General features: G+C 56.3%; 16 protein-coding genes and 3 tRNA genes. 13 read left to right on the forward strand and 6 right to left on the reverse strand.

All coding sequences use genetic code 11. From position 1 onward, the window contains the following. Both AC1DYO_RS30080 and AC1DYO_RS30085 read right to left on the reverse strand, forming a co-directional pair. On the reverse strand, nt 1–1,116 hold the full coding sequence (locus AC1DYO_RS30080) for a carbohydrate ABC transporter permease (protein WP_477268021.1): 1,116 nt from the start codon (nt 1,114–1,116) through the stop codon (nt 1–3). Nucleotides 1,117–1,212: 96 nt separating this feature from the next. Further along, nucleotides 1,213–2,877 carry an ABC transporter substrate-binding protein gene (locus AC1DYO_RS30085; RefSeq protein ID WP_477268023.1) on the reverse strand — a complete coding sequence of 555 codons (1,665 nt, stop codon included), beginning with the start codon at nt 2,875–2,877 and terminating at the stop codon, nt 1,213–1,215. A 273-nt stretch (nt 2,878–3,150) separates the two neighbouring features. Between AC1DYO_RS30085 and AC1DYO_RS30090 the strand changes: the two genes are divergently transcribed. From AC1DYO_RS30090 to rbsK, 3 genes are read left to right on the forward strand one after another with little or no spacing between them, the layout of a single operon-like run. Continuing rightward, nucleotides 3,151–4,203, forward strand: a complete 1,053-nt coding sequence (locus tag AC1DYO_RS30090; RefSeq protein WP_477268025.1) for an ABC transporter ATP-binding protein — start codon at nt 3,151–3,153, stop codon at nt 4,201–4,203. Between the two features lie 44 nt (nt 4,204–4,247). Next, complete coding sequence (locus AC1DYO_RS30095; protein ID WP_477268027.1) at nt 4,248–4,700, forward strand: RbsD/FucU family protein; 453 nt, start codon at nt 4,248–4,250, stop codon at nt 4,698–4,700. A 4-nt stretch (nt 4,701–4,704) separates the two neighbouring features. Beyond that, nucleotides 4,705–5,634 carry a ribokinase gene (gene rbsK, locus AC1DYO_RS30100; RefSeq protein ID WP_477268028.1) on the forward strand — a complete coding sequence of 310 codons (930 nt, stop codon included), beginning with the start codon at nt 4,705–4,707 and terminating at the stop codon, nt 5,632–5,634. 23 nt (nt 5,635–5,657) lie between these two features. Here rbsK and AC1DYO_RS30105 read toward each other — a convergent pair whose 3' ends face one another. The 3 genes from AC1DYO_RS30105 to AC1DYO_RS30115 all read right to left on the reverse strand — a co-directional run bounded on the left by AC1DYO_RS30105 (nt 5,658) and on the right by AC1DYO_RS30115 (nt 6,757). Then, nucleotides 5,658–6,020, reverse strand: a complete 363-nt coding sequence (locus AC1DYO_RS30105) for a hypothetical protein (RefSeq protein WP_477268030.1) — start codon at nt 6,018–6,020, stop codon at nt 5,658–5,660. A 482-nt stretch (nt 6,021–6,502) separates the two neighbouring features. Further along, nucleotides 6,503–6,565, reverse strand: a tRNA-Asp gene (locus AC1DYO_RS30110). A gap of 115 nt (nt 6,566–6,680) precedes the next feature. Further along, a tRNA-Asp gene (locus tag AC1DYO_RS30115) sits at nt 6,681–6,757 on the reverse strand. A 219-nt stretch (nt 6,758–6,976) separates the two neighbouring features. Between AC1DYO_RS30115 and AC1DYO_RS30120 the strand changes: the two genes are divergently transcribed. From AC1DYO_RS30120 to AC1DYO_RS30160, 9 genes are all read left to right on the forward strand, one after another. Continuing rightward, a tRNA-Val gene (locus AC1DYO_RS30120) sits at nt 6,977–7,052 on the forward strand. A gap of 287 nt (nt 7,053–7,339) precedes the next feature. Beyond that, nucleotides 7,340–8,905: a type I restriction-modification system subunit M gene (locus AC1DYO_RS30125; protein ID WP_477268032.1), complete on the forward strand. Its 1,566-nt coding sequence runs from the start codon at nt 7,340–7,342 to the stop codon at nt 8,903–8,905. Then, nucleotides 8,902–10,158: a restriction endonuclease subunit S gene (locus AC1DYO_RS30130; RefSeq protein ID WP_477268034.1), complete on the forward strand. Its 1,257-nt coding sequence runs from the start codon at nt 8,902–8,904 to the stop codon at nt 10,156–10,158. The genes AC1DYO_RS30125 and AC1DYO_RS30130 overlap by 4 nt, the downstream gene beginning before the upstream one ends. Before the next feature lie 6 nt (nt 10,159–10,164). Further along, entirely contained in the window at nt 10,165–10,854 is a 690-nt protein-coding gene (locus tag AC1DYO_RS30135) for an abortive infection family protein (RefSeq protein WP_477268036.1), read from the forward strand. Continuing rightward, nucleotides 10,838–13,714: a type I restriction endonuclease subunit R gene (locus AC1DYO_RS30140; protein ID WP_477268038.1), complete on the forward strand. Its 2,877-nt coding sequence runs from the start codon at nt 10,838–10,840 to the stop codon at nt 13,712–13,714. Before AC1DYO_RS30135 ends, AC1DYO_RS30140 begins: the two co-directional genes overlap by 17 nt. A 66-nt stretch (nt 13,715–13,780) precedes the next feature. Continuing rightward, nucleotides 13,781–14,713, forward strand: a complete 933-nt coding sequence (locus AC1DYO_RS30145) for a restriction endonuclease (RefSeq protein WP_477268040.1) — start codon at nt 13,781–13,783, stop codon at nt 14,711–14,713. A gap of 227 nt (nt 14,714–14,940) precedes the next feature. Next, nucleotides 14,941–17,118 (forward strand): hypothetical protein, encoded by a 2,178-nt coding sequence (locus tag AC1DYO_RS30150; protein ID WP_477268042.1) that lies wholly within the window; start codon nt 14,941–14,943, stop codon nt 17,116–17,118. A gap of 139 nt (nt 17,119–17,257) precedes the next feature. Further along, nucleotides 17,258–17,818, forward strand: coding sequence for a recombinase family protein (locus tag AC1DYO_RS30155; protein WP_477268044.1), 561 nt, complete (start codon nt 17,258–17,260; stop codon nt 17,816–17,818). Nucleotides 17,819–18,026: 208 nt separating this feature from the next. Further along, nucleotides 18,027–19,628, forward strand: coding sequence for a recombinase family protein (locus tag AC1DYO_RS30160; protein WP_477268046.1), 1,602 nt, complete (start codon nt 18,027–18,029; stop codon nt 19,626–19,628). A gap of 203 nt (nt 19,629–19,831) precedes the next feature. Here AC1DYO_RS30160 and AC1DYO_RS30165 read toward each other — a convergent pair whose 3' ends face one another. After that, a complete protein-coding gene (locus tag AC1DYO_RS30165) occupies nt 19,832–20,119 on the reverse strand; it encodes a helix-turn-helix domain-containing protein (protein ID WP_477268048.1) in 288 nt (95 codons plus the stop codon). Between the two features lie 121 nt (nt 20,120–20,240). Between AC1DYO_RS30165 and AC1DYO_RS30170 the strand changes: the two genes are divergently transcribed. Then, on the forward strand, nt 20,241–20,810 hold the full coding sequence (locus tag AC1DYO_RS30170; protein ID WP_477268049.1) for a hypothetical protein: 570 nt from the start codon (nt 20,241–20,243) through the stop codon (nt 20,808–20,810). Nucleotides 20,811–20,944 lie beyond the last annotated feature (134 nt).

Raw genomic sequence — 20,944 nt, forward strand, 5'->3', positions numbered from 1 at the left:
TCAGTTCACGTTGCGCACGAAGCGGTTGGCGAATTTCAACAGCCAGGTCACGAACACGACGATGATGACGAGATAGGCCATCGCCAGCATGGTGCCGTAGCCGACGTTCGAACGGTCGCGATATTCGCGGTAGATGAAGCTCGACACCGAATCCGTGGCGCCGCCGGGGCCGCCCGAGGTGACGGTGATGATGATGTCGGCAAGCTTCAGCTTGAAGATGATGCGCAGGATCACCGCCGTCACCGAAACCGGCAGCATCAGCGGGAAGGTGACCTGCCAGAAGGTCTGCCAGGTCGTGGCGCCATCGACGCGCGCCGCCTCCAACACGTCGCGCGACATCGCCTGCAGGCCGGCAAGCAGCATGATCATCATGAACGGGATGAAGGTCCAGGCATCGAGCACCATGATCGAGATACGGGCGGTGATCGGGTTGGAAAAGAAGGCGGGGTTCTCCCAGCCGAGATGGCGCGCCAGCGTCGCCGCCGGCCCAAAGCGGTACTCCATCAGCGATTTGCCGATCATCCACGACACCGCGACCGGCGACAGCATCAGCGGCATCAGGAAGACGACACGGAAGAATTTGCGCGCCCGGATCTGCGCGTTGAGCAGCAGCGCCAGGCCAAAGGCGATGACGTATTCGACCAGCACGGCGAGCACATAGAGCACCATGTTGAACAGCGCGTTGCGGTAGTAGGGGTCGGCCAGCATCTGCCAGAAATTGTCGAGCCCGTTGAACTTGCGGCCGGAAAAGGACGACAGGTTCCAGTCGGTCAGGGCGATGTAGAAGCCGAACAGCGTCGGGAAGATCACCATGGCGATGGTGAACAGCAGCGCCGGCAGCAGGAACAGCGCGCGCTGGCCGTCTTCGCCGCGCGTCAGCACCTGGCCGGCGCCGAGCGCCACGCCCCACAACACATAGGCGTAGACGACGGGGCGCCAAGTCTCGAAACCGAGCGTGGTGACTTCACTCTTGTAGAGGATCTCCAGCGCGATCACCGCCAGCAGGCCAAGCGTGGCGGCGGCCATCAGGGCAAACCCCGCCCGCTTACGGCCTGGCGAGATCAGATCGGCTGGACCGGCGTTTGCCGGCCATGCATTGGTGGTCTGGTCAGCCACGCGTCCCCGTCCGTCTAAAAACTAAACCTGCGACCGGCCCGAGCCGGTCAGATCCGGCAGCTTGCGCCGCCGGACCGTTATCACGATAGGATAAGCCTACATGCCAAGCGAGGCTTTGTAGAGCTTGACCTGGTTTTCGCGGCCGATCTGGTCGGTCAGCTTCTCCCAGGCGGCGGCAATCGCGTCGGCGCCTTCCTGCGCCTTCATCTTGCCGGCAAACGTGTTGGCCAGGATATCCTCGGCGGTGCTGTAATACTGGAAGATGCCGGGGATGCGCGGCTCGATGGCGGCGTTCGGATGGTTGTAGCTGTCGGCTTCCGACTTGAGATACGAGGTGATGAACGCCTCGTCGTAGCCGGCCGCCACCCATTCCGGAATGTTGAAATGGCTTTTGCGGTAGGGCTGGAAGCCCGACGGATACGCCGCGCACCAAAGCGACAGGTCCTTGCCGCCGAGATGTGCAGCTGCCGACCAGGCCGCCTTCTTCTTCTTTTCGTCGCTGTCGACGCGGGCCATGACATAGACGCCCCAACCGATATAGGCGCAGTTCGGCGAAAAGTTCGGGCCGCTGGCGAGCTTGTCCCACTTGCCTGTCTTGGAATTGTAGACATCGTCAGAGCCGGGCAGGATCGAAAATCCGGTGACGTCGCCGACTACTGAAGTATCGTTGGTCTTGACGTTCGAGCCGACGTCGCCCCACCAGGTCACCATCGAACCCGTGCCGGCCAGGAACTGCTGGAAGGCGGTCGTGTTCGGATCGGCGTTGATCTGGTCGGCCGGCTCCGAAGGCAGTGCGTCGATGACGTCCTGGATGGCGCGCACCCAGGCCGGATTGTTGACGCGCGGCTTCATCGTGTCGGCGTCGAACAGCCATGCCTTGTCGTCCGGATGCTTGGCATAGGCAGTGGCGCGGCTGCCGAGGAAGTAGAAGCCGAAGCCACCCCACCCTTTGGGCGCGTCGAGGTAACCGTAAACGTCCTGGCCGTTGAATTTCTTGCCCTTGAGGAACTTGGTTACGGCTTGCACCTGCTGCCAGGTGGTCGGCACGCCCCAGGGCGTTGTGTTGCCAGCGGCTTTCCACTCATCGGCGAGACCCTTGTCGGCGAAGACATCGGTGCGATAGTTGAAATTGTGCGCGTCGCCGTCGACGGTCACGCGGTACTGCTTGCCATCCCAGGTGCCGACAGGCGGCTTGAGATAGTTGACCAGGTCGTCCATATCGATTTGGGTCTTGACCCAGTCCGGCATCTCGGAGGCCAGCCCCTTACCGCAAACGTCGCCTTCGAAGGGCGCACCCATCTCGATGACGTCGAAGTCGACGGTGCCGGTGGCGATCGACTGTTGCAGGCGGGCGCTGTAATCGGCCTGCGCTAGGTCGATCCAGGTGAACTTGGCTCCGGTATAATCTTCCCACGCTTTCAGGAAGCCGCGATACAGCACATTGTGCAGGTTCAGGTTGTTGAGACCCATGAAGGTGAGTTCGACACCGGCAAACTCGCCTTGCTTGATACTGGCCTTGGTGGCGCCAAGACACATCTCACCGACCTTCTGAAAGTCGGCGTCGGTCGGTTGACCCTTGCCGACGCCGGGGACCTGCAGCAACTGCGCGCGCAGATCATCGGCGGCAAAAGCCGGACGCGTCAATGCGCCGAGACCGGCACCCGATGCCGCCGAGAGCGCGGCCATGCTGGCCGCGCCTTTGAGAATGTCACGCCGGGTCGCACCCGCGCGGACGAATCTTTCGTACAGACCGACTCTCATCTATTCCTCCCAGAACACAGTCGTGAATTGAAATGCCAATCTCTCGGACGCCGAAACGTCGGCGGTTCTCCTTTTATCATACGGGGACGTGGGACCCCACCCTGCGTCGCCTGAAGCTCCGATTTTCGGGAAAAAATCCGACTGTCGGATTGGCACTCGCCACTATTCGCGTAATCGATTACCTTGTCAACACGAATGACTTTTTATCTATAAGATACCGACTTGCCCTTGCCGTTGGCAATGGCTAGCTTCACCGCGAGGAAAGGGGGGACGATGGCTCAAGTCGCGATCAGCAATGTGGCCAAGGCGTTCGGAAACGTCAAGGTCCTGCACGATGTCAGCGTCGATATCGCCGATGGCCAGTTCGTGGTGCTGGTCGGCCCGTCGGGCTGCGGCAAGTCCACGCTGCTCAGAATGGTGGCCGGGCTGGAAACCGTTTCGGGCGGCACGATCGCCATCGGTGAGCGCATCGTCAACAATCTGCCGCCGGCCAAGCGCGACATCGCCATGGTGTTCCAGAACTATGCGCTCTATCCGCACAAGACGGTGGAGCAGAACATGGCCTTCGCGCTGAAGCTGCGCGGCACCGACCCGGCCGTGGTCGCCGAGCGGGTCAAGCGCGCCGCCGACATTCTCGACCTCAATCCTTACCTGAAACGCTATCCGCGCCAGCTCTCCGGCGGCCAGCGCCAGCGCGTCGCCATGGGCCGCGCCATCGTGCGCAACCCGCAAGTGTTCCTGTTCGACGAGCCGCTCTCCAACCTCGACGCCAAGCTGCGCGTACAAATGCGCACCGAGATCAAGGAACTGCATCAGCGGCTGAAGACCACCACCATCTACGTCACCCACGACCAGATCGAGGCCATGACCATGGCCGACAAGATCGTCGTCATGCGTGATGGCCGTATCGAGCAGGTCGGCGCGCCGCTGGAATTGTTCGACCGGCCGGCCAATCTGTTTGTCGCCGGCTTCATCGGCTCGCCGTCGATGAACCTGCTCAAGGGCGTGGTGCGGAAGGGCGACAAGGTCGAGATAGCGGGCACGCTGTTCCCGATTGCTGCCGGCAGCGCCGCCAAGGAGGGCCAGGCCGTGATCTACGGCGTGCGGCCCGAACATCTCGAAATCCATCCCGACGGCGTGCCGGCCAAGATCTCGGTGGTCGAGCCGACCGGCTCCGAAACGCTGGTCTTCGTGCGCTTCGGCGAAGGCGAGATGGTGGCGCTGTTTCGAGAACGCCACGACTTCAAACCGGGCGACCCGCTCAATCTCAAGCCACGCCTCGACCAGGTCCATCTCTTCGACGCTGAGACCGGCAACCGGCTCTGATTTTCCAACCGACTTTTGACCAAACCTTTTTGACGAGGACTGCCATGCTCAAAGGGATCAACCCGTTGCTGAACGCCGATGTGCTCCAGGCGCTCAGGGCCATGGGCCACGGCGACGACCTGATCATCGCCGACACCAATTTCCCCGCCGATTCTGTGGCCCGCCAGACCGTGCTCGGCAAGCTGCTGCGCATCGATGCGCCGGCGGCCGATGTGGTCAAGGCGGTGCTGTCGCTCTATCCGCTGGACACTTTCGTCGACGACGCGGCCGCGCGCATGGAGATCGTCGGCAAGCCCAACGAGATTCCTCCGGTGCAAAAAGAGGTGCAGAAGGAGATCGACAAGGCCGAGGGCAAGGCCTGGCCGATGATCTCGGTCGAGCGCTACGCCTTCTACGAGCGCGCCAAAAAGGCCTATTGCGTCATCCAGACCGGCGAGCGCCGCTTCTATGGCTGCTTCGCCTTCCGCAAGGGCGTCGTGCCGCCGGATGCGGAGTAGCCCGATGGCGTCCGGCAAGCCTGTCGTCATACTGGGCGTCTTCGTCGCCGACACCGCCTATCGCGCCGATCGCCAGCCGCGCATGGGCGAGACGATCCTTGGTAATTCCTTCAAGCTGGGGCCGGGCGGCAAAGGCTCGAACCAGGCGGTGGCGGCCGGCAAGCTTGGCGCCGACATCACCTTTCTGACGCGGCTCGGCGTCGATGCTTTCGCCGACATGGCCAAGGCGACCTGGAAAGATGCCAGCGTGAAATCCGCCGTCATCGACACGCCGCAGAGCTATACCGGTGCCGCCTATATCTTCATCGAGGAGACGACCGGCAACAACGCCATTATCGTCAGCCCGGGTGCGGCCATGCTGATCTCGCCGGCAGATATCGAGGCCAATGCCGGCCTGATTGGCAGCGCCGGCGTCTTCGTCACCCAGCTCGAACAGCCGATCGACGCCGCGCTGCGCGCCCTCGAGATCGCGCGCGGGACAGGGGTGACCACCATCCTCAATCCGGCGCCGGCGGCAAAACTGCCGGACCGCATCTACACGCTTTGCGACTACGTCACCCCCAACGAAACCGAGGCCGAGGAACTGACCGGCATCAAGGTCGCCTCTATCGACGACGCCCGCCGCGCCGCCGACAGCCTGCTCGCAAAGGGTGTTGGTTCGGTGATTATCACGCTCGGCGAGAAAGGCGCGCTGCTGCACACTGCGAACCGTTCCGACCATGTCCCCGTGGTCAGTGCCGGCCCCGTGGTCGAAACCACCGGTGCGGGCGATGCCTTCAATGGCGGGCTGGCCGCAGCCCTCGCCAAGGGCGTGGAACCGTTGCAAGCGGTCCGCTTCGCCTGCGCCGTCGCCGGCATTTCGGTGACCCGGCCGGGCACAGCGCCGTCCATGCCAACGCTGCAGGAGGTCGAGGCGCTGCTGGCGAGGGTTTGAGGCCGCAACGCCCTTGCACGGCCTCACCAGTCCCGATTGTCGTCGAGCCAGTATGCGCCAAGGCAGCCGGGTTGGCTCCGGAGGCCAAGCCGCCGCTTCGTATCAAACGCCATCTGCGAACGTGTCCAGAGTGCGCTGTTCTCGTTCGAATTGGGCACGAGGGTATATCCACTCGCGACCAGCTGCAGCCTCATTTCCTCGAAGTGCCTTTTGAAACCGTTCTCGATCCGGCTTTGCGAGTAGCGTCGTCCATGCACGCATTCCTGGGCCAGAATGTCGGAATACATCTCGGCGCTGACCGTTCTCAACGCTTCTTCGGAGATCGGCTTATGGCTGTCCTCGGACCAACATCGCCCTGCCGATGCTACCAGCATCGCGGCCAACATGCCTGCCGACAACCTCTCCACTTTGGTCCCTTCCGACCAGGGTGACACATTAGCAACAGGTAATGTAATTCGGCAAGCCCGTCTTGCGTCATCGACACAGGTGGCCCGTAATGGGTCAATAGGTCTGGCACCGCAATTGCACTGTCAGCAATGCCGGGGGCATCCATCGCTCCTGGCGAGCCGGGGGGCGATTGGGGCCCGCCGCTTCTCAAAATGAAGCGGTGGGCTCTTCAGCTGCCGATTTGAAAGCCGCTGAATCGCCGAAACATTGGGTGCTGGGCCATTATGTATTTTCCGCAATTTCTGGTGGGCATGTTCGCAACGTCGTTCATCGTTGCGATCTGGGCCGACATGGCAACTGGCTCCGTCTGGAAGGCGCTCGGCTGGGCTGTTCTTGCAATGGCTATTCTTCAGCTTGGATACATCGGCCTCGTCGTCCGCCTGATCTACAGGCGGGAATCATCGGAAGGCGTCGAGGGGAATGGTGCGAGCGGAGCTCGAGCCCGCGACCTCCGGCGTGACAGGCCGGCACTCTGAGCTACACCGGGCGCTGCCATTGATCGCTGCAAGGCGATCGATCTGAAATGCATTCAAGGAGACATTTTTGACATCAACGTCGACATTTCTCCGGCACCAAGGATCGTGACCCTTGAAGAGAAATGGCGCGAGTGACGGGGCTCGAACCCGCGACCTCCGGCGTGACAGGCCGGCACTCTAACCAACTGAGCTACACCCGCGCATTAGACGAGCACGTGTCAGCCGTGTTCGTCGTTGGGGCGGTGGATAAGGGGTTCGCCACCGGGTGTCAAGCGCACCTCGACAGCATAACTGCAAACAGGAGAAGGTTTTTTGACAGGCAGCACTTTGCCCGGGAAAACCGCTATGCGGCTAAGCTCGCGCTTGTTCATTTGGCCTTGCGAAGCCAGTCCTGACCGCTTAAAGGTCCGGCCCGGAGCGGGCGATTAGCTCAGTTGGTAGAGCGCTTCGTTTACACCGAAGATGTCGGCGGTTCGAGCCCGTCATCGCCCACCACCTTGTTTTTTAACGCCGAATTCACCGTTGTTCCGCATGGAATGTGGTTTAGAAAAAACCGCCTAGCTACAGAATAGCAACAGCGACCGGCAGAATTGTTGTGCCCGGCTTTCCTAATGGGGTTCGGGAAAATCGGGCCGCGTGAGCCCACCTTTAGTGGTCGGGTTCGCCAAACTGTGAGGTGTGCGAGAGCAACGCCAGTGTGGGACCAATTTCAGGGCCAGCTCGATAAATTCAGTGCGCATAAGCGCGCCTTCCTCTAGGAAGGTGTCGTTAGGGGGATTCGCATGACCGATGCGCAAAAAAGAGAACTTGAAAAGGCGCTTTGGGGAATCGCGAACGATCTGCGCGGAAAAATGGATGCCGATGAGTTTCGCGACTACATCCTTGGCTTCATATTTTTCAAATATCTGTCAGAGCGCATACATTTGTATGCAAACGAGATCCTTAAACCCGATAACATCGAGTTCACAGACCTCCGTGAGGGCACCGAAGAGGGCGACGAAGTTCTCGACGCGGTTCGAGCGGAAGCCGTCGATGAACTGGGGTATTTCCTCAAGCCTGCCGAGCTTTTCGCGTCCATAGCCGAGCGCGGCGGTCGCAAAGGTGATAATTTCATCCTCGAAGACCTCACGCGCATCCTCGAGAACATTCAGAAATCAACGATGGGCGCGGCAAGCGAGGAGGACTTCAACCACCTCTTTGAAGACATGGACCTAGGGTCGACCAAGTTGGGGCGTACAGTCAGCGACCGCAACGATCTAGTGGCCAAAATTTTGACGAGGCTAAATGGCCTCGATTTTCGGCTACACGACGTGAACAGTGACGTTCTCGGTGATGCCTACGAATACTTAATCGGCAAATTCGCCAGCGGCGCCGGGAAAAAGGCGGGAGAATTCTACACGCCTCAGGAGGTGTCGACCATTGTGGCGCGGATCGTCACAACGGGGCGTGACCGACTGCAAAACGTATATGATCCTACGTGTGGGTCCGGCTCTCTGCTACTTCGCGTTGCGCGCGAAGTTGGCCTGCGCAACGTTGGCCAATTCCTCGGGCAGGAACTCAACCGTACGACGTTCAACCTCGCTCGGATGAATATGATCCTGCATGGGGTGAGCTACCGCAAGTTCAACCTGAAGCAGGAAGACACGCTTGAGCGGCCTCAACATGACGGCAAATACGAAGCCGTTGTGGCTAATCCGCCTTTTTCGGCAAATTGGAGCGCTAATCCGCATTTCACGACTGACGACCGGTTCAGTACATATGGCCGCCTCCCGCCCGCGTCCAAGGCCGACTTCGCATTCGTCTTACATATGATCCATCATCTTGCCGACAACGGTACGATGGCGGTGATCTTACCACATGGTGTTCTATTTCGAGGCGGAGCCGAGGGTGAGATTCGCAAAATTCTGATCACTGAGCGCAACTATTTGGACGCCGTGATCGGGTTGCCAGCCAACATTTTCTACGGAACCGGGATTCCGACCTGCATTCTCGTTTTCAAAAAATGCCGTGAAGATCCGGACAATATCCTGTTCGTTGATGCCAGCGCGCATTTCGAGAGGGGCAAGAACCAAAACAAACTGCGCGATGAGGATATCCATCGTATCGTCGATACCTATCGCGCCCGAGTTGGCTCCGATCGCTATGCTCGGCTGGCTCCGCTGAGCCTGATTGAAGAAAACGATTTCAACCTTAACATCCCTAGGTACGTCGACACCTTTGAGGACGAGGCGTTGGTCGACTTAGAGGCCGTATTGGGTGAGTTGAAGGCCATCGATAGTTCGTTGAAGGAAGCCAACGAGGCGATTGCCTCATACTGCAACGAACTCGGGCTGGAGGCTCCCATATGAGTGCAGCCGGAGCCGGTCAGGTTCCTAAGATCCGCTTTCCCAACTTTACCGACGAATGGCAACCCTCACGGGGCGGAGACGCTTTCGATCAGCGGCGCGAAGCTGGCGAAGACGGTTTGCCACTCTACTCGGTAACGATCGAACAAGGCATGGTTCGTCGTGATAGTCTCGATCGCGAAATAGCAAGTAGCATAGCGGATGAGGGTAATCTGCGTGTCAACAAGGACGACCTCGCCTACAATATGATGCGAATGTGGCAGGGCGCGGTAGGCCGTGCGCCCGAAGACAGCATGGTAAGCCCTGCATACGTCGTTCTCGTACCAAAAGGCCACATTGTACCGGCTTTCTTCGATAGCTGGTTTAAGCGACCCCGTTCGATTTATCTTTTGTGGGCCTATTCCCACGGCCTAACTAACGATCGTCTACGCCTGTATTTTCGCGATTTCGCTAAGGTGCCGATGTCGCTGCCTGAGAAGGCTGAGCAGCAGAAGGTTGCCGATTTTTTTGGTGCGATGGATACCCGCATAACTCTGTTGATCCGTAAATCGGAGGCGCTGAAACGTTATAAGACTGAGGTCGCGCGCCGCCTATTCACCCGTGAACTCCGCTTTCGCCGGGACGATGGATCTGCATTTCCTGATTGGGAAACGACGACACTAGGTAATATTTTGAGTTGGAAGCGCACGAACAGCCTTTCTCGTGACATGCTTACCCCCATTCCCGGCACCATCCAGAACATTCATTATGGAGACATCCATACCAAGTTTCCCATGCGTTTCCGCCAGACGCAGCAGGAGGCTCCCTATTTGCTCGAGAGCGCTATATCCGGTCCGATCAATCCTGAAGTCTTTTGTGAAGTCGGCGATATTGTGATCGCCGACGCATCGGAAGACCATAGCGACATCGGCAAAGCAATCGAGATTGTGGAAGCAGCACCAATGTCAATAGTGGCAGGCCTCCACACTTTTTTAGCGCGCCCAAAGCCCGCGAAGCTCGCAGCTGGGTTTGGGGGATATCTTTTTCAATCACCTTCGGTGAGACGCCAGATTATGCGTGCGGCGCAAGGCATTTCCGTTCTGGGAATCTCGAAAACACAGCTGGAAAAGGTAGTGATAGAACTGCCGCACGTGGACGAGCAACGCCGGATTGTAGACTTCTTGTCCGTGTTGGATGACAAATTTGAACTGATGCAAAAAAAAATCACGTCAACGCGGGATTTCAAGCGTGGCCTGCTTCAACAAATGTTCGTTTAAGCGCTCATGCAAACTCTGATTGAATTGATCGAGCGGCATTCCGACGAGAACAGCGAACTGCGTTATTATATAAAGCATATCGAAGAGGCCCAAGATAACGAAGTTCAACACCCAGACATTTGTATAGAGTGCTGTGCATCGTTGTTCCAAGGTGTATCTAAGACTATCGTCAATCGACTAGATCCACCTCAGGACCGAGAACAGTTCGAAAGAGAATCTATCCAACGTCAGGTCAAAAGAGCTCTGCGCTGTCTAGCAGCGAGCGACAGCTTGGTCGAGCTTGGCTTCCCGGTAGCAGTTGAAAATCTCGTGAGGATACTCGGCGAGTTGCGCAACGATCGCGGGGATATTAGCCATGGTCGCGCCGTTCCCAAAGAATTGCAGAGTGACCGCAGTCTTGCTCGATTGGTGCTCAACATTACCGAAGCGATCGTCCGATATATGCTGGCAAGCTATTTTGCGCTCAAGCCCGAACGGACGTTCGTCCCGCCGTATGAGGAGAGCGAGAGGTTTAATGCGCTTCTCGACGAAGCAAATGCGCTGCCGGGTAAGCTGATCTACAGCAGGGCGCTCTATGACCAGTTTCCGGAGGATTATGTAATTCGCCTCAAGGAATACAACGACGAACAGGATGCGCGGCGAGCCGATCTAAACCCCGTGCTGGTGGAAGGAGAGGCCAGTGGCGACACAGAGTGAGGCGCAGCTTGAGGAAAGTCTGATTGGCCGCCTCGGAGCACTCGGCTGGGAATATATCGTTCTACGAGATGAGATGGCGCAAATCGCTAACCTCAAGGTCCAGCTGGAGGCGCATAACCGGCTGACGCTGACCGACAATGAATTTGCCCGCGTTCTGAATCATCTCGATAAAGGAAATGTGTTCGACCGTGCGAAGACACTGCGTGATCGTTATCAGCTAACGCGTGAAGACGGGTCGGTCGTCTTCGTCGAGTTTATGAACGTTAGAGACTGGTGCAAGAACCGCTATCAGGTCACTAACCAGATCAGCGCAGAAGGGGCCTATCGTAGCCGATATGACGTGACCTTGCTCGTAAATGGGCTTCCTCTCGTCCAAATCGAGTTGAAGCGACGCGGGCTGGAGCTCAAGGAGGCTTTCAATCAGGTAAATCGCTACCACCGTCACGGCTACACCGCAGGTCGAGGGTTATTCCAGTATATTCAGATATTTGTCATTTCCAACGGTGTAAATACGCGTTACTACGCTAACAATCGAAAGCAAAGCTTCAAGCAAACATTCACTTGGTCTGGCGAGAACAACGTTCCACTGAATCAGTTGAGCGACTTCGCGGATGTATTTCTTGACAAGTGTCATGTCTCGAAAATGATTGCGAAGTATACGGTGCTGCACGAGGGCGATCGCCAATTAATGGTCCTAAGGCCTTATCAATTTTACGGCGTCGAGGCCATTATAGACAGAGTGAAGAATAACCCGGCCAAGGGTGGCTACATCTGGCATACCACAGGGTCCGGCAAAACCCTGACCAGCTTCAAAGCATCACAGGTACTGACCGAGATGGCCGAGGTCGACAAGGTGGTCTTCGTGGTCGACCGCGCCGATCTGGACTATCAGACTACGCGCGAATTCAATGCGTATAGTGAGGGTAGCGTCGATGGAACCCACAATACCAACACGCTTGTCCGTCAGTTTGCAGACGAACATACCCCGCTAATCGTAACCACGATTCAAAAGCTGAACGCAGCCATTTCTAAATCGCACTTTTTGGAGCGGATGGCCCCGCTCCGGGACCGGCGTATCGTCTTCATCTTCGATGAATGCCACCGCTCACAGTTCGGGGAGACCCACCGCAGGATCACGCAATTTTTTACAAACCGTCAAATGTTCGGATTTACCGGAACCCCGATTCTGGAGCTCAACGCGAACAAGAGCGAAGCGATCGCTCGGACAACCAAAGACCTTTTCGGTGAATGCCTTCACCGTTATGTCATCACTGACGCAATCCGAGATGGAAATGTACTGCGGTTCTCGGTCGAGTATTGGGGCAAACTCAAGCGGCGGGACGGATCGCTTATCGATGAGAAGGTTGCAGGGATTGACACGCGTGAATTTTTCGAAAATCCGGATCGAATCGAGAGCGTGGTCGACTGGATCATAGCTAATCATGACCGCAAAACGCATAGCCGCGATTTTACCGCCATGTTAGCTGTAGGGAGCGTTGACGCTCTTACGCAATATTATGATTTGTTCAAAGCAAAGCGCGATGCTGGAATGCACGACCTTCGCATTGCCACTATTTTTTCATTTGCTTCCAATGAAGACGATAAGGATGCAAATGGCCTCATCGCGGAGCCAGAATTTGATATCGCGGCCGATATACGTAATCTCGGCCACAGCCGCGATAAGCTGGAGAGCTATATCGCTGACTACAACGCAGCTTACGGGACCAATTTCTCAGCTCGCGATAATCAGGGGTATTATAACTATTACAAAGATATCGCAAAACGTATAAAGGAGCGCGAACGAGAGAATTTTAAAGACAGTGATCGTGTCGACATCCTATTAGTCGTCTCTATGTATTTGACTGGCTTTGATGCTAAAAAGATTAATACCCTCTATGTCGATAAAAACTTGCGTTACCACGGCTTGATACAGGCCTATTCCCGAACCAACCGTATCCTCAACGAGGTTAAATCTCAGGGCAACATTGTTGCGTTTCGCAATCTGAAGGATGCTACTGACGAGGCCGTTCGGCTTTTTGCCGACAAGGACGCGAGCGAGTCGATCCTAGTCGCTCCTTATGAGGAGCATGTCGCCAAGTTCAATGCCGCCGTGGCAGTGCTTCTCACGCTTGTTCCAACAGTTGAAAGTGTTGACGAGCTTCCGGATGAGAACGCCCGATTGGCGTTCGTAAGCGCGTTTCGCGATCTAGCGCGGGTGAGGAACGTGCTTTCGGTTTTCGCTCAATTCACATGGTCAGACTTAGATTTGGACGCGCAAGCCTTCGATGATTTCAAAAGTAAATATCTCGACATTCACGATCAAACCCGAAAACGGGACCAGAACGAAAATGTCTCCATCATTAACGACATCGATTTCGAGTTGGAGTTGATACGGCAGGACAAAATCAACGTTGCCTACATCCTCCAACTCTTGACGAACGCGAATGTCGTTTCCACCGACACGGCGGTGAGGGATCAACGAGTAACTGACATCCTAGATATCGTGGCTTCTGAGCCGTCATTGCGTAGCAAGCGAGAATTAATTGAGAAATTCATACAAACGCACATGGCTAGGCTTAGTGCGGGCGACAGCGTTGATGAAGAATTTAAGACGTTCTGGCGTTCCGAACGTGAGGGCGCCCTTGAAGCACTATGCGTCGACGAAGGGATTGAACGAAAGCAGCTCAATCATTTGATGCAACTCTATGAATTTACCGGCCAGACACCCGAGCGTGAAGACGTCGTGCGGGCTTTGACCGTCAAGCCTCGGATTCTTGAACGTCGTAAGGTTATTGATCGCATCGTCGACAAAATAACGTCGATAGTTCGTACATTCGATTCAGATACAGGCGACGTCTGATTTCAATGATTATTTGGCCTCACGTCGCGTCGATTGCGACGGGCATAGAAGGCATGAGGTGTCCCGGTGCCCATTCCCGATTATCAATCACTCATGCTGCCACTGCTCCATGCTTCAGCGGAGGGACAAAAGCGCGTAGCGGACGTCGAAGACCGGATCGCTGATGATTTTGGGCTAACAGGGGCGGAGAGAGAAGAACTTTTGCCTAGCGGTCGGCAGCGTGTCCTGCACAACCGCATCCATTGGGCAAAGTTCTACATGACTAAGGCGGGCTTGCTCGCGTCACCAGCCCGAGGTTGTTTCGTGGCAACGGACGAGGGGCGGGCGCTGTTGGCAACAAACCCTCCCCGGATCGACGTCGAGCTGCTATTGACGAGGCCCAGCTTTCGGCAATTCTACAAGGGCGGAGCCGAATCTGCCGAAAGAACACGATTAACCAATCCAGCGGACGTCATATCTGCAGTTGGATCGCCCTCCACGCCAGAGGAGCAAATCGAGGCCGCATTCCGGTCCGTCCAACTAGCGTTGCGGGCAGAGCTAATCGAGAGGGTTATCCACAATAGTCCTCTCTTTTTCGAGCATCTGATTGTCAACCTCCTCGTGGCAATGGGCTATGGTGGGTCGCACAAAAATGCAGCCGCCCAACTTGGCCGTTCTGGTGATGGTGGCGTCGATGGCGTCATCAATGAGGATCCTCTCGGCCTTGACCGCCTTTACGTGCAGGCGAAGCGATATGCTGAAACGAGCACCGTTGGCCGTCCAGATGTGCAAGCCTTTGTAGGGAGTCTCGTAGGGCTAGGGGCGACTAAGGGGGTGTTCGTCACAACCTCGAACTTCAGTTCGCAAGCCCGCGATTTCGTCAAGCACCTAACTCAGCGCGTTATCCTGATTGACGGTCAGCGCCTCGCCGATCTCATGATCGAACATGACGTCGGGGTCCGAGTGAGTCGCGCCCTCGAGTTCAAACGCTTGGATGAAGACTTTTTCGCAGAGGAATGACGAGATTTCGGTTGCCATGGTAGGCGTTCTGTCGCGACGAAGCGCCTTGCCGGACGCTGCCTCAATGCCTGCGACGAGGGTCGCATTCACCATCATCGGTTGTCCGCACTCAACAATTCGGATCGCCTGAGATCAAGCTACCGAAGTTTCGGCAGCACTGCTGGCTGCTTTTACTTGGCTGTGCTACCCCAACACGCTAAGGCGAAACCCTGAACAGATGGCGCATCATGGCTACTAGTCGCGAACGGTTCTCTCTTGCACTTGAGCGGCTTAAGCCCAGTGACTGGGAACACTTTGAAGTTCTGGCCTCGACGTTTTTGGCGTCGGAATTCGGCGCGCTGCGCACAATGGCCGCGCCCGGCGGCGATGGAGGCAGGGACGCTGTTCTGTTTAGCCCGGAGGGGGAGCCCGAGACCGCTTTTCAGTACTCGGTGACGCCGCAGTGGGCGAACAAAATAAGGGCAACCGTAAGGCGACTCGATCAGACCGCCCCGCAGACCCGAACGCTGATCTATGTGACCAACCAAACCATCGGAGCTCGTGCAGACAGCCTTCGTAAGGAGCTTAGGAAGGCGAACATTAGTCTTGATGTTAGAGACGCGTCCTTTTTCTTGGAAAGGGCGGATGAGGATCTAGCCCGCTCCAACGCAGCTGCTGCATTAGCCCTTCGGTTCGTGGACCCCTTGCTCACTGACAGAAAAGTCTTATCCGAGCATGGAGTGTTAAATAGTAAAGAGGCGAACACGGCTTTGTTGTTTATCGAGATGCAGCAACAAGACGATGCCGCAGGGAAAGGTTTGACTCGGACCTGTTTCGAGGCGCTCACAAAGGCCGCACTTCGCGACACGACGCCAGACGTTCGAATGCCCAAAAGTGAGGTGTACAAACGTGTTCAGGCCTCGCTGCCTCAACATTCGCCACAAACGTTACAGCGCTTCGTAGACGCGGCGCTGCATCGCTTAAAGCGAAAGTCGATATCGCAGTGGTCAGGCGTTGCCGAAGATGAATTTAACATCAATTATTTGGAGTTGGAGAGGCAGAAAGACGCCGCTGCTCGGCTTCTGACCATGCATAATGCTTTTGAGCGCGACGTGACGGACATCATTGGCGGCGCGTCCGGTGCTAACGTTACCGATAATATGCTATTATTGATGGCTTCGGTTCACAAGATTTTGCAGATATACTTTTTGAAACGCGGTGAAGAATTTGCAGCCACCGTCGCGTTGAACGCAGATCCGCCACTTCATGAAGACGATCTAAAAAAGATCGTTCGCGATCATTTCCCAGCTAGGGCGATTAGAGGCCGTGATGCGCAGGCGTTTGGATTGCACGTCGTTAGTACACTTCTGGCCACACCCAGTGAAGGCACTCGAGGTTACCTTCGTCTGCTGTCAGACAGCTATACGCTGATGTCTTTCCTCAGTGCTACGCCGGACGTTGAAGCGGCAACTCGCAAGCTATTCAGCAACGGGACAATATGGGTAGACACGGGCATGATCCTGCCCATGCTTGCTGAGACTGTGAACGCTGATGAGCAGCCATTCACCAATCTCTTTCGACAAGCCCGGCAATGCGGAATACGTGTGCACGTGACTTGGGGGGTTGTCGAGGAGATCGAACGTCACCTCAACCGATGTCGGGCATATTCATTTAGTACTAGATGGGAAGGTGACGTTCCTTATGTCTATGCCAGATACATATTTTCTGGAGGTAAACAAGATTTCTTTCGCTCATGGCTGGAGAAGTTTACCGGCCCTGTGAATCCCATTCAGGATCTGGGAGAGTTTCTATCGGATGAGTTTGGTTTTCTGGTTGGGGACGACTTCGACATATCTGGCGTTCCGGCCGAAATTAGAGAAGGCCTCACCGAATATTGGAGAGGCGTGCACGAAGGTCGGAGGAATATACCCGGACAAGAATATAATGTTCACATCGATCAGCTTACGAGGCACGATGTAGAGAATTGCATGATTGTCCTCTCAGAGCGCGGTAAGGACAAGAAAATCCTCTCAAAACTGGGCAATAGAAGCTGGTGGTTAACGTTGGACCGGGCTGCGGGGAGAATGTCAAACGCTCTACCATCTAAGTTGTCCAAAGAGATCGGTCACCCACTAGTGATATCGCTTGATTGTCTGATGCGATACATTGCTTTTGGACCGAATCGTGAGAAGTCTTCGCGAGAAGAATGGAGTAATACCCGTATCTTTGCGCAGCCTATTATGGAAGTGGTACCGCCCGATCTCGTGAGAGTTGCAATCGGCGTAAGGGAGACGTCAGCTGGGCTATCGGAAAGACTTATCAACAGGCGGCTTCGCGATGCGCTTGACATCGAACGGGCGAAGATAGGCCCACTCCACGGGGCCGGACTTGAGGGCGTCACTGAGGCTCTTTTGGGAGGGTACTAGGCTTTGCAGACAGTCGGCCTAACGTCAGGGTATGCCCTAAGGTGACGTAACATAGTCGCGACGCGCGATGTAACATCTGGGTTGACATCGACTATTTGTGACAGTGTAGCCTCGGGCTTAAACCTTGAGGTGACACCCCATGAGCCGGATTGGCTACGCCCGCGTCAGCACGATTGACCAAGATCTCGAAACGCAAATCGCCAAGCTGAAGGCCGAAGGATGCGGCATCATACGGTCGGAAAAGGTTTCCGGTAAGAGCCGCGACGGTAGGGCAGAACTCGCCACCATCATCGATTTCCTACGGCCGGGGGATGAGCTGGTGGTGACGCGCCTCGACCGGTTGGGTCGCGACACACGCGACGTGCTCAACTTGATCTATGAGTGTGAACAGAAGGGCGCCTTCGTGACTGTGCTCGATCCGCATGTTTCAACGCGGGGCGAGATGGGTCACATTGTGCTGACCGTCCTTGGTATGGTCGCTCAGATGGAGCGGCGTTTCATCAAGGAGCGCCAGCGCGAGGGAATTGAGAGAGCAAAGACTGTCGGTGCGTACAAAGGGGGTAGACAGCGTCTCGACAGGAACAAGGTGATCGCCCTTCGCGATGGCGGCCAGAGCGCGACGCAGATCGCGAAAGCAGTGGGCTGCTCAAGGATGCAGGTTTACCGTATCCTTAGTGCGCCTGCGGTGGCAGCAGCATGAAGCGTTCAGGTGCATCGAGGCTATGGGCTACACTTACGGTGCTGGCATCGCCTCCCGCCGTCAGGGTGCGCTATCCTCGGCTACGGCAAGCACACCTGAATTGACCGCTCAAAACGTTTTGATCGAGCACGTTGTGGAGTAATATGCGCTTGTCGTCATCAGCGTCGTTCCTGCCGCATTAGAAATCGGCGCGCGCGGAGGCACTATAGTGACCGAGCTTACAAGCGATCTCCGTGTTCCGGCTGCGCAGTACATTCGCATGTCGAGCGAGCACCAGCGGTATTCTTTAGAGAACCAGATCGCTGCCATCGGGGAGTATGCCGAAAAACGAGGGTTCGCTATCGTTGATACCTACGCCGATGCCGGTAAAAGTGGCTTAACCTTGAAGGGAAGAGATGGCCTGAAGCAGTTGTTGGCTGACGTTGTAACTGGCCAACACACCTATTCTGCCATTCTCGTTTTAGACGTCAGCCGATGGGGCCGCTTTCAGGATACGGACCAATCCGCGCATTACGAATTCATCTGTCGGGACGCCGGGGTCGCGGTCGAGTATTGCGGCGAACCATTCGAGAACGACGGCAGTATGGTCTCGATGATCGTTAAAAACCTGAAGCGGGTGATGGCCGGTGAGTACAGCCGCGAATTGTCTGCCAAAGTCTCACGGGCGCAAACACAGCAAGCACGTCTTGGGTTTAGACAGGGCGGCGGGGTGCTCTACGGGATAAGACGCCTGTTGGTCAGCGAAAATGGAGAGCATCGATTTCTCCTCGGTTTAGGCGAGCAAAAGGGCCTAAGCACAGATCGCGTTGTCTTCGTGCCCGGTCCACCGGATGAAATCGCAACCGTGCGCCGCATTTTCCGGATGTTCGTTAACCAGCATTTAACAACCACAACCATCGCACGAAAACTGAACGTTGAAGGTGTCCCTTCCACAAACGGTCAGGCTTGGACCCAAACCCGCGTCAGAACCCTGCTCACAAGCGAGTTGATGATAGGATACTACGTCTACAACGTACGAACACGGCGGATGAAAGGACCATCCAGACCAAATCCTCCAGATCTATGGATCAGAACACGGGTGATGGACCCGATTGTTGATGCAAAACACTTCGCGAAGGTTCAACAGGAGATGCGACGCAAAGTCGGCAATAGCTATGCGCAGACTGACATGATCGATAGGTTGAGGAGGCTCTTCAGGGAGAAGGGAAAGCTCTCTCAGGGAGTAATTGATGCCTGTCCATACACTGCTTCTTCGAGTTCGTATGTGAACCACTTTGGCAGCCTCGTGGCATCCTATGAACTCGTCGGATATAACTGCCCTTGGCAGCAAGGTCTCAGATATACGGACGACTATCTAATCGACGGGATTCGACGACTCCACGCCAAGTTCGGATATGTCACAGCTAAAATCATCAATGCCGACCCAGACCTTCCAGTGGCTCGTGTGCTCACGTTCCGATTTGGTTCGTTAATGCGGGCCTATGCGCGGGCAGGCTTTCCTTCAACTATATATGAGTCCGTTCGTGCGGGGATGAAAAGGGCGACGGCACACCCTCACTGCAAGTTTAAGTGGGGATTTACGAATGATCAACTTCTCGATGGACTCCGACGGCTACACACAAATTTCGGATATGTCACCTCCGCTCTCATCAATGCGGACCCAGACCTTCCTGCGGCTGGTGTGTTCAGATCGCGATTTGGCTCGATACTCCAAGCCTATGGGTTGGCAGGGTTCCCAACTACACGATCAGAGTCACGCTCAGCGGCGAGGAAAAGAGCGAGAGCGCTTTTAGAGGCGGCTGAACGCTAAAGAAGCGCATGTCACTTCGCGCATGTAGATGCAGATCCCGAGCTACCTAGGTATCAGGTTTTCCTAGATGGCAGGCTTGCCCTCCACCAACGCCGAGTTGATCTCTGCGGGGATTCTACGCAACCCTCCGGCGGGAGAAAGATCAACAGGGAAGCTCCGGGCCTCGACCCGGTTCAACTAAGAAGGGGTGTCGGGGTTGATGCCTAATTGTCCTCCGCATCGACTTTTCCAGCCCGATTGAGCGATTCGAGACAGCCGACAAGGCGGTCGATCGAGAACTTCCCCGTGCGGCCGGTGACAATGGCGGAGACGTCGGGCTGTTTCATCCCGAGCATCTCAGCCCACTTCGCCTGAGTCAGGCGGCGGCGTTTGATAATGGCGCGGATCTCGCGAACCAGCTTGGCCTTGAGCAATTCCTCTTCGGGATTGTCAAAGCCCAGATCCGCAAACACGTTGCCGCCGCTCATTTCGGCGGTGATTTCTTCTTTCATGACTTCGGTCCTTTCCCATAGTTTTCGCGGTAGGCTCCTCGGCCGCCTTCAATCGCGCCCTCACTAGTCTAGACATGAGGACTCGTTACGTCGCTTTCGCAAATGTCGGCATTGGGTACAGATGGCTATCTGCGCAAAGCTTGCCCATAGGCACTTGCTGGTAAGTGTCGCCTGCTATTATCTGTTCCCGATGGATACTGAAACTACCGCTATCCCTGCTGTCAGCAACGATCAGTGGCTTCATGCTCTGACCGCTGCAAACGCATGGCGTGGACGTTGCCTCGATAAATTTGCGCGGAGTGAGGCGGCCGTTAGCGAGACACTTCTGGTGCTGGCGAATACGTCGGGGCGTGGAGCTGCAGTGAAACTGCCTCATCTGGTCGGACAGCGCTTCGAAGAATTGGCGACTTTGATTGGACCGACTGGGGCTTTTGCTCTGGAAGGGAAGGCGTCCGCAGCAGCACTGTTGACCTTCCGTCCGCATGAGGGCTTGCGCGCATCGCTGGCCCATGGTGTCGGTAAAGTCGTGCTCGACCAAAAAGGGAGCTGGTTGCTCGTGCTACGGACTCTCACATTCCGATCCAAACAGCCCGAACGCACAGTCCTTGTCATCGAACAGAACGAGGCTGACGAAATAGTCAAATCGCTCCAAACCGCAGGGCAGCGGCTCGTTGCGGAGCTAGGAGCCTGACTCTGTAATGGGACCCGCCGAGGCGATCTGGGTCGGCAGGGATTCTGGCGTGGATGACAGAGTGCGTCCGATCGAGCCGCGGTTGTGTCACAATGATCAGGCCGGTGTCATCGATCTTTGTGCTCCTGCCAGCT

The organism is Mesorhizobium sp. P2_F5 (genome assembly GCF_056403715.1).

What these genes read in the sequence shown, in the direction of transcription:
- AC1DYO_RS30105 (WP_477268030.1), bottom strand. Translation starts at nt 6,020, where the DNA reads ATGTTGGCCGCGATGCTGGTAGCATCGGCAGGGCGATGTTGGTCCGAG.
- AC1DYO_RS30165 (WP_477268048.1), bottom strand. Translation starts at nt 20,119, where the DNA reads ATGAAAGAAGAAATCACCGCCGAAATGAGCGGCGGCAACGTGTTTGCG.
- rbsK (WP_477268028.1), top strand. Translation starts at nt 4,705, where the DNA reads ATGGCGTCCGGCAAGCCTGTCGTCATACTGGGCGTCTTCGTCGCCGAC.
- AC1DYO_RS30125 (WP_477268032.1), top strand. Translation starts at nt 7,340, where the DNA reads ATGACCGATGCGCAAAAAAGAGAACTTGAAAAGGCGCTTTGGGGAATC.
- AC1DYO_RS30170 (WP_477268049.1), top strand. Translation starts at nt 20,241, where the DNA reads ATGGCTATCTGCGCAAAGCTTGCCCATAGGCACTTGCTGGTAAGTGTC.
- AC1DYO_RS30095 (WP_477268027.1), top strand. Translation starts at nt 4,248, where the DNA reads ATGCTCAAAGGGATCAACCCGTTGCTGAACGCCGATGTGCTCCAGGCG.
- AC1DYO_RS30135 (WP_477268036.1), top strand. Translation starts at nt 10,165, where the DNA reads ATGCAAACTCTGATTGAATTGATCGAGCGGCATTCCGACGAGAACAGC.
- AC1DYO_RS30085 (WP_477268023.1), bottom strand. Translation starts at nt 2,877, where the DNA reads ATGAGAGTCGGTCTGTACGAAAGATTCGTCCGCGCGGGTGCGACCCGG.
- AC1DYO_RS30090 (WP_477268025.1), top strand. Translation starts at nt 3,151, where the DNA reads ATGGCTCAAGTCGCGATCAGCAATGTGGCCAAGGCGTTCGGAAACGTC.
- AC1DYO_RS30155 (WP_477268044.1), top strand. Translation starts at nt 17,258, where the DNA reads ATGAGCCGGATTGGCTACGCCCGCGTCAGCACGATTGACCAAGATCTC.
- AC1DYO_RS30130 (WP_477268034.1), top strand. Translation starts at nt 8,902, where the DNA reads ATGAGTGCAGCCGGAGCCGGTCAGGTTCCTAAGATCCGCTTTCCCAAC.
- AC1DYO_RS30150 (WP_477268042.1), top strand. Translation starts at nt 14,941, where the DNA reads ATGGCTACTAGTCGCGAACGGTTCTCTCTTGCACTTGAGCGGCTTAAG.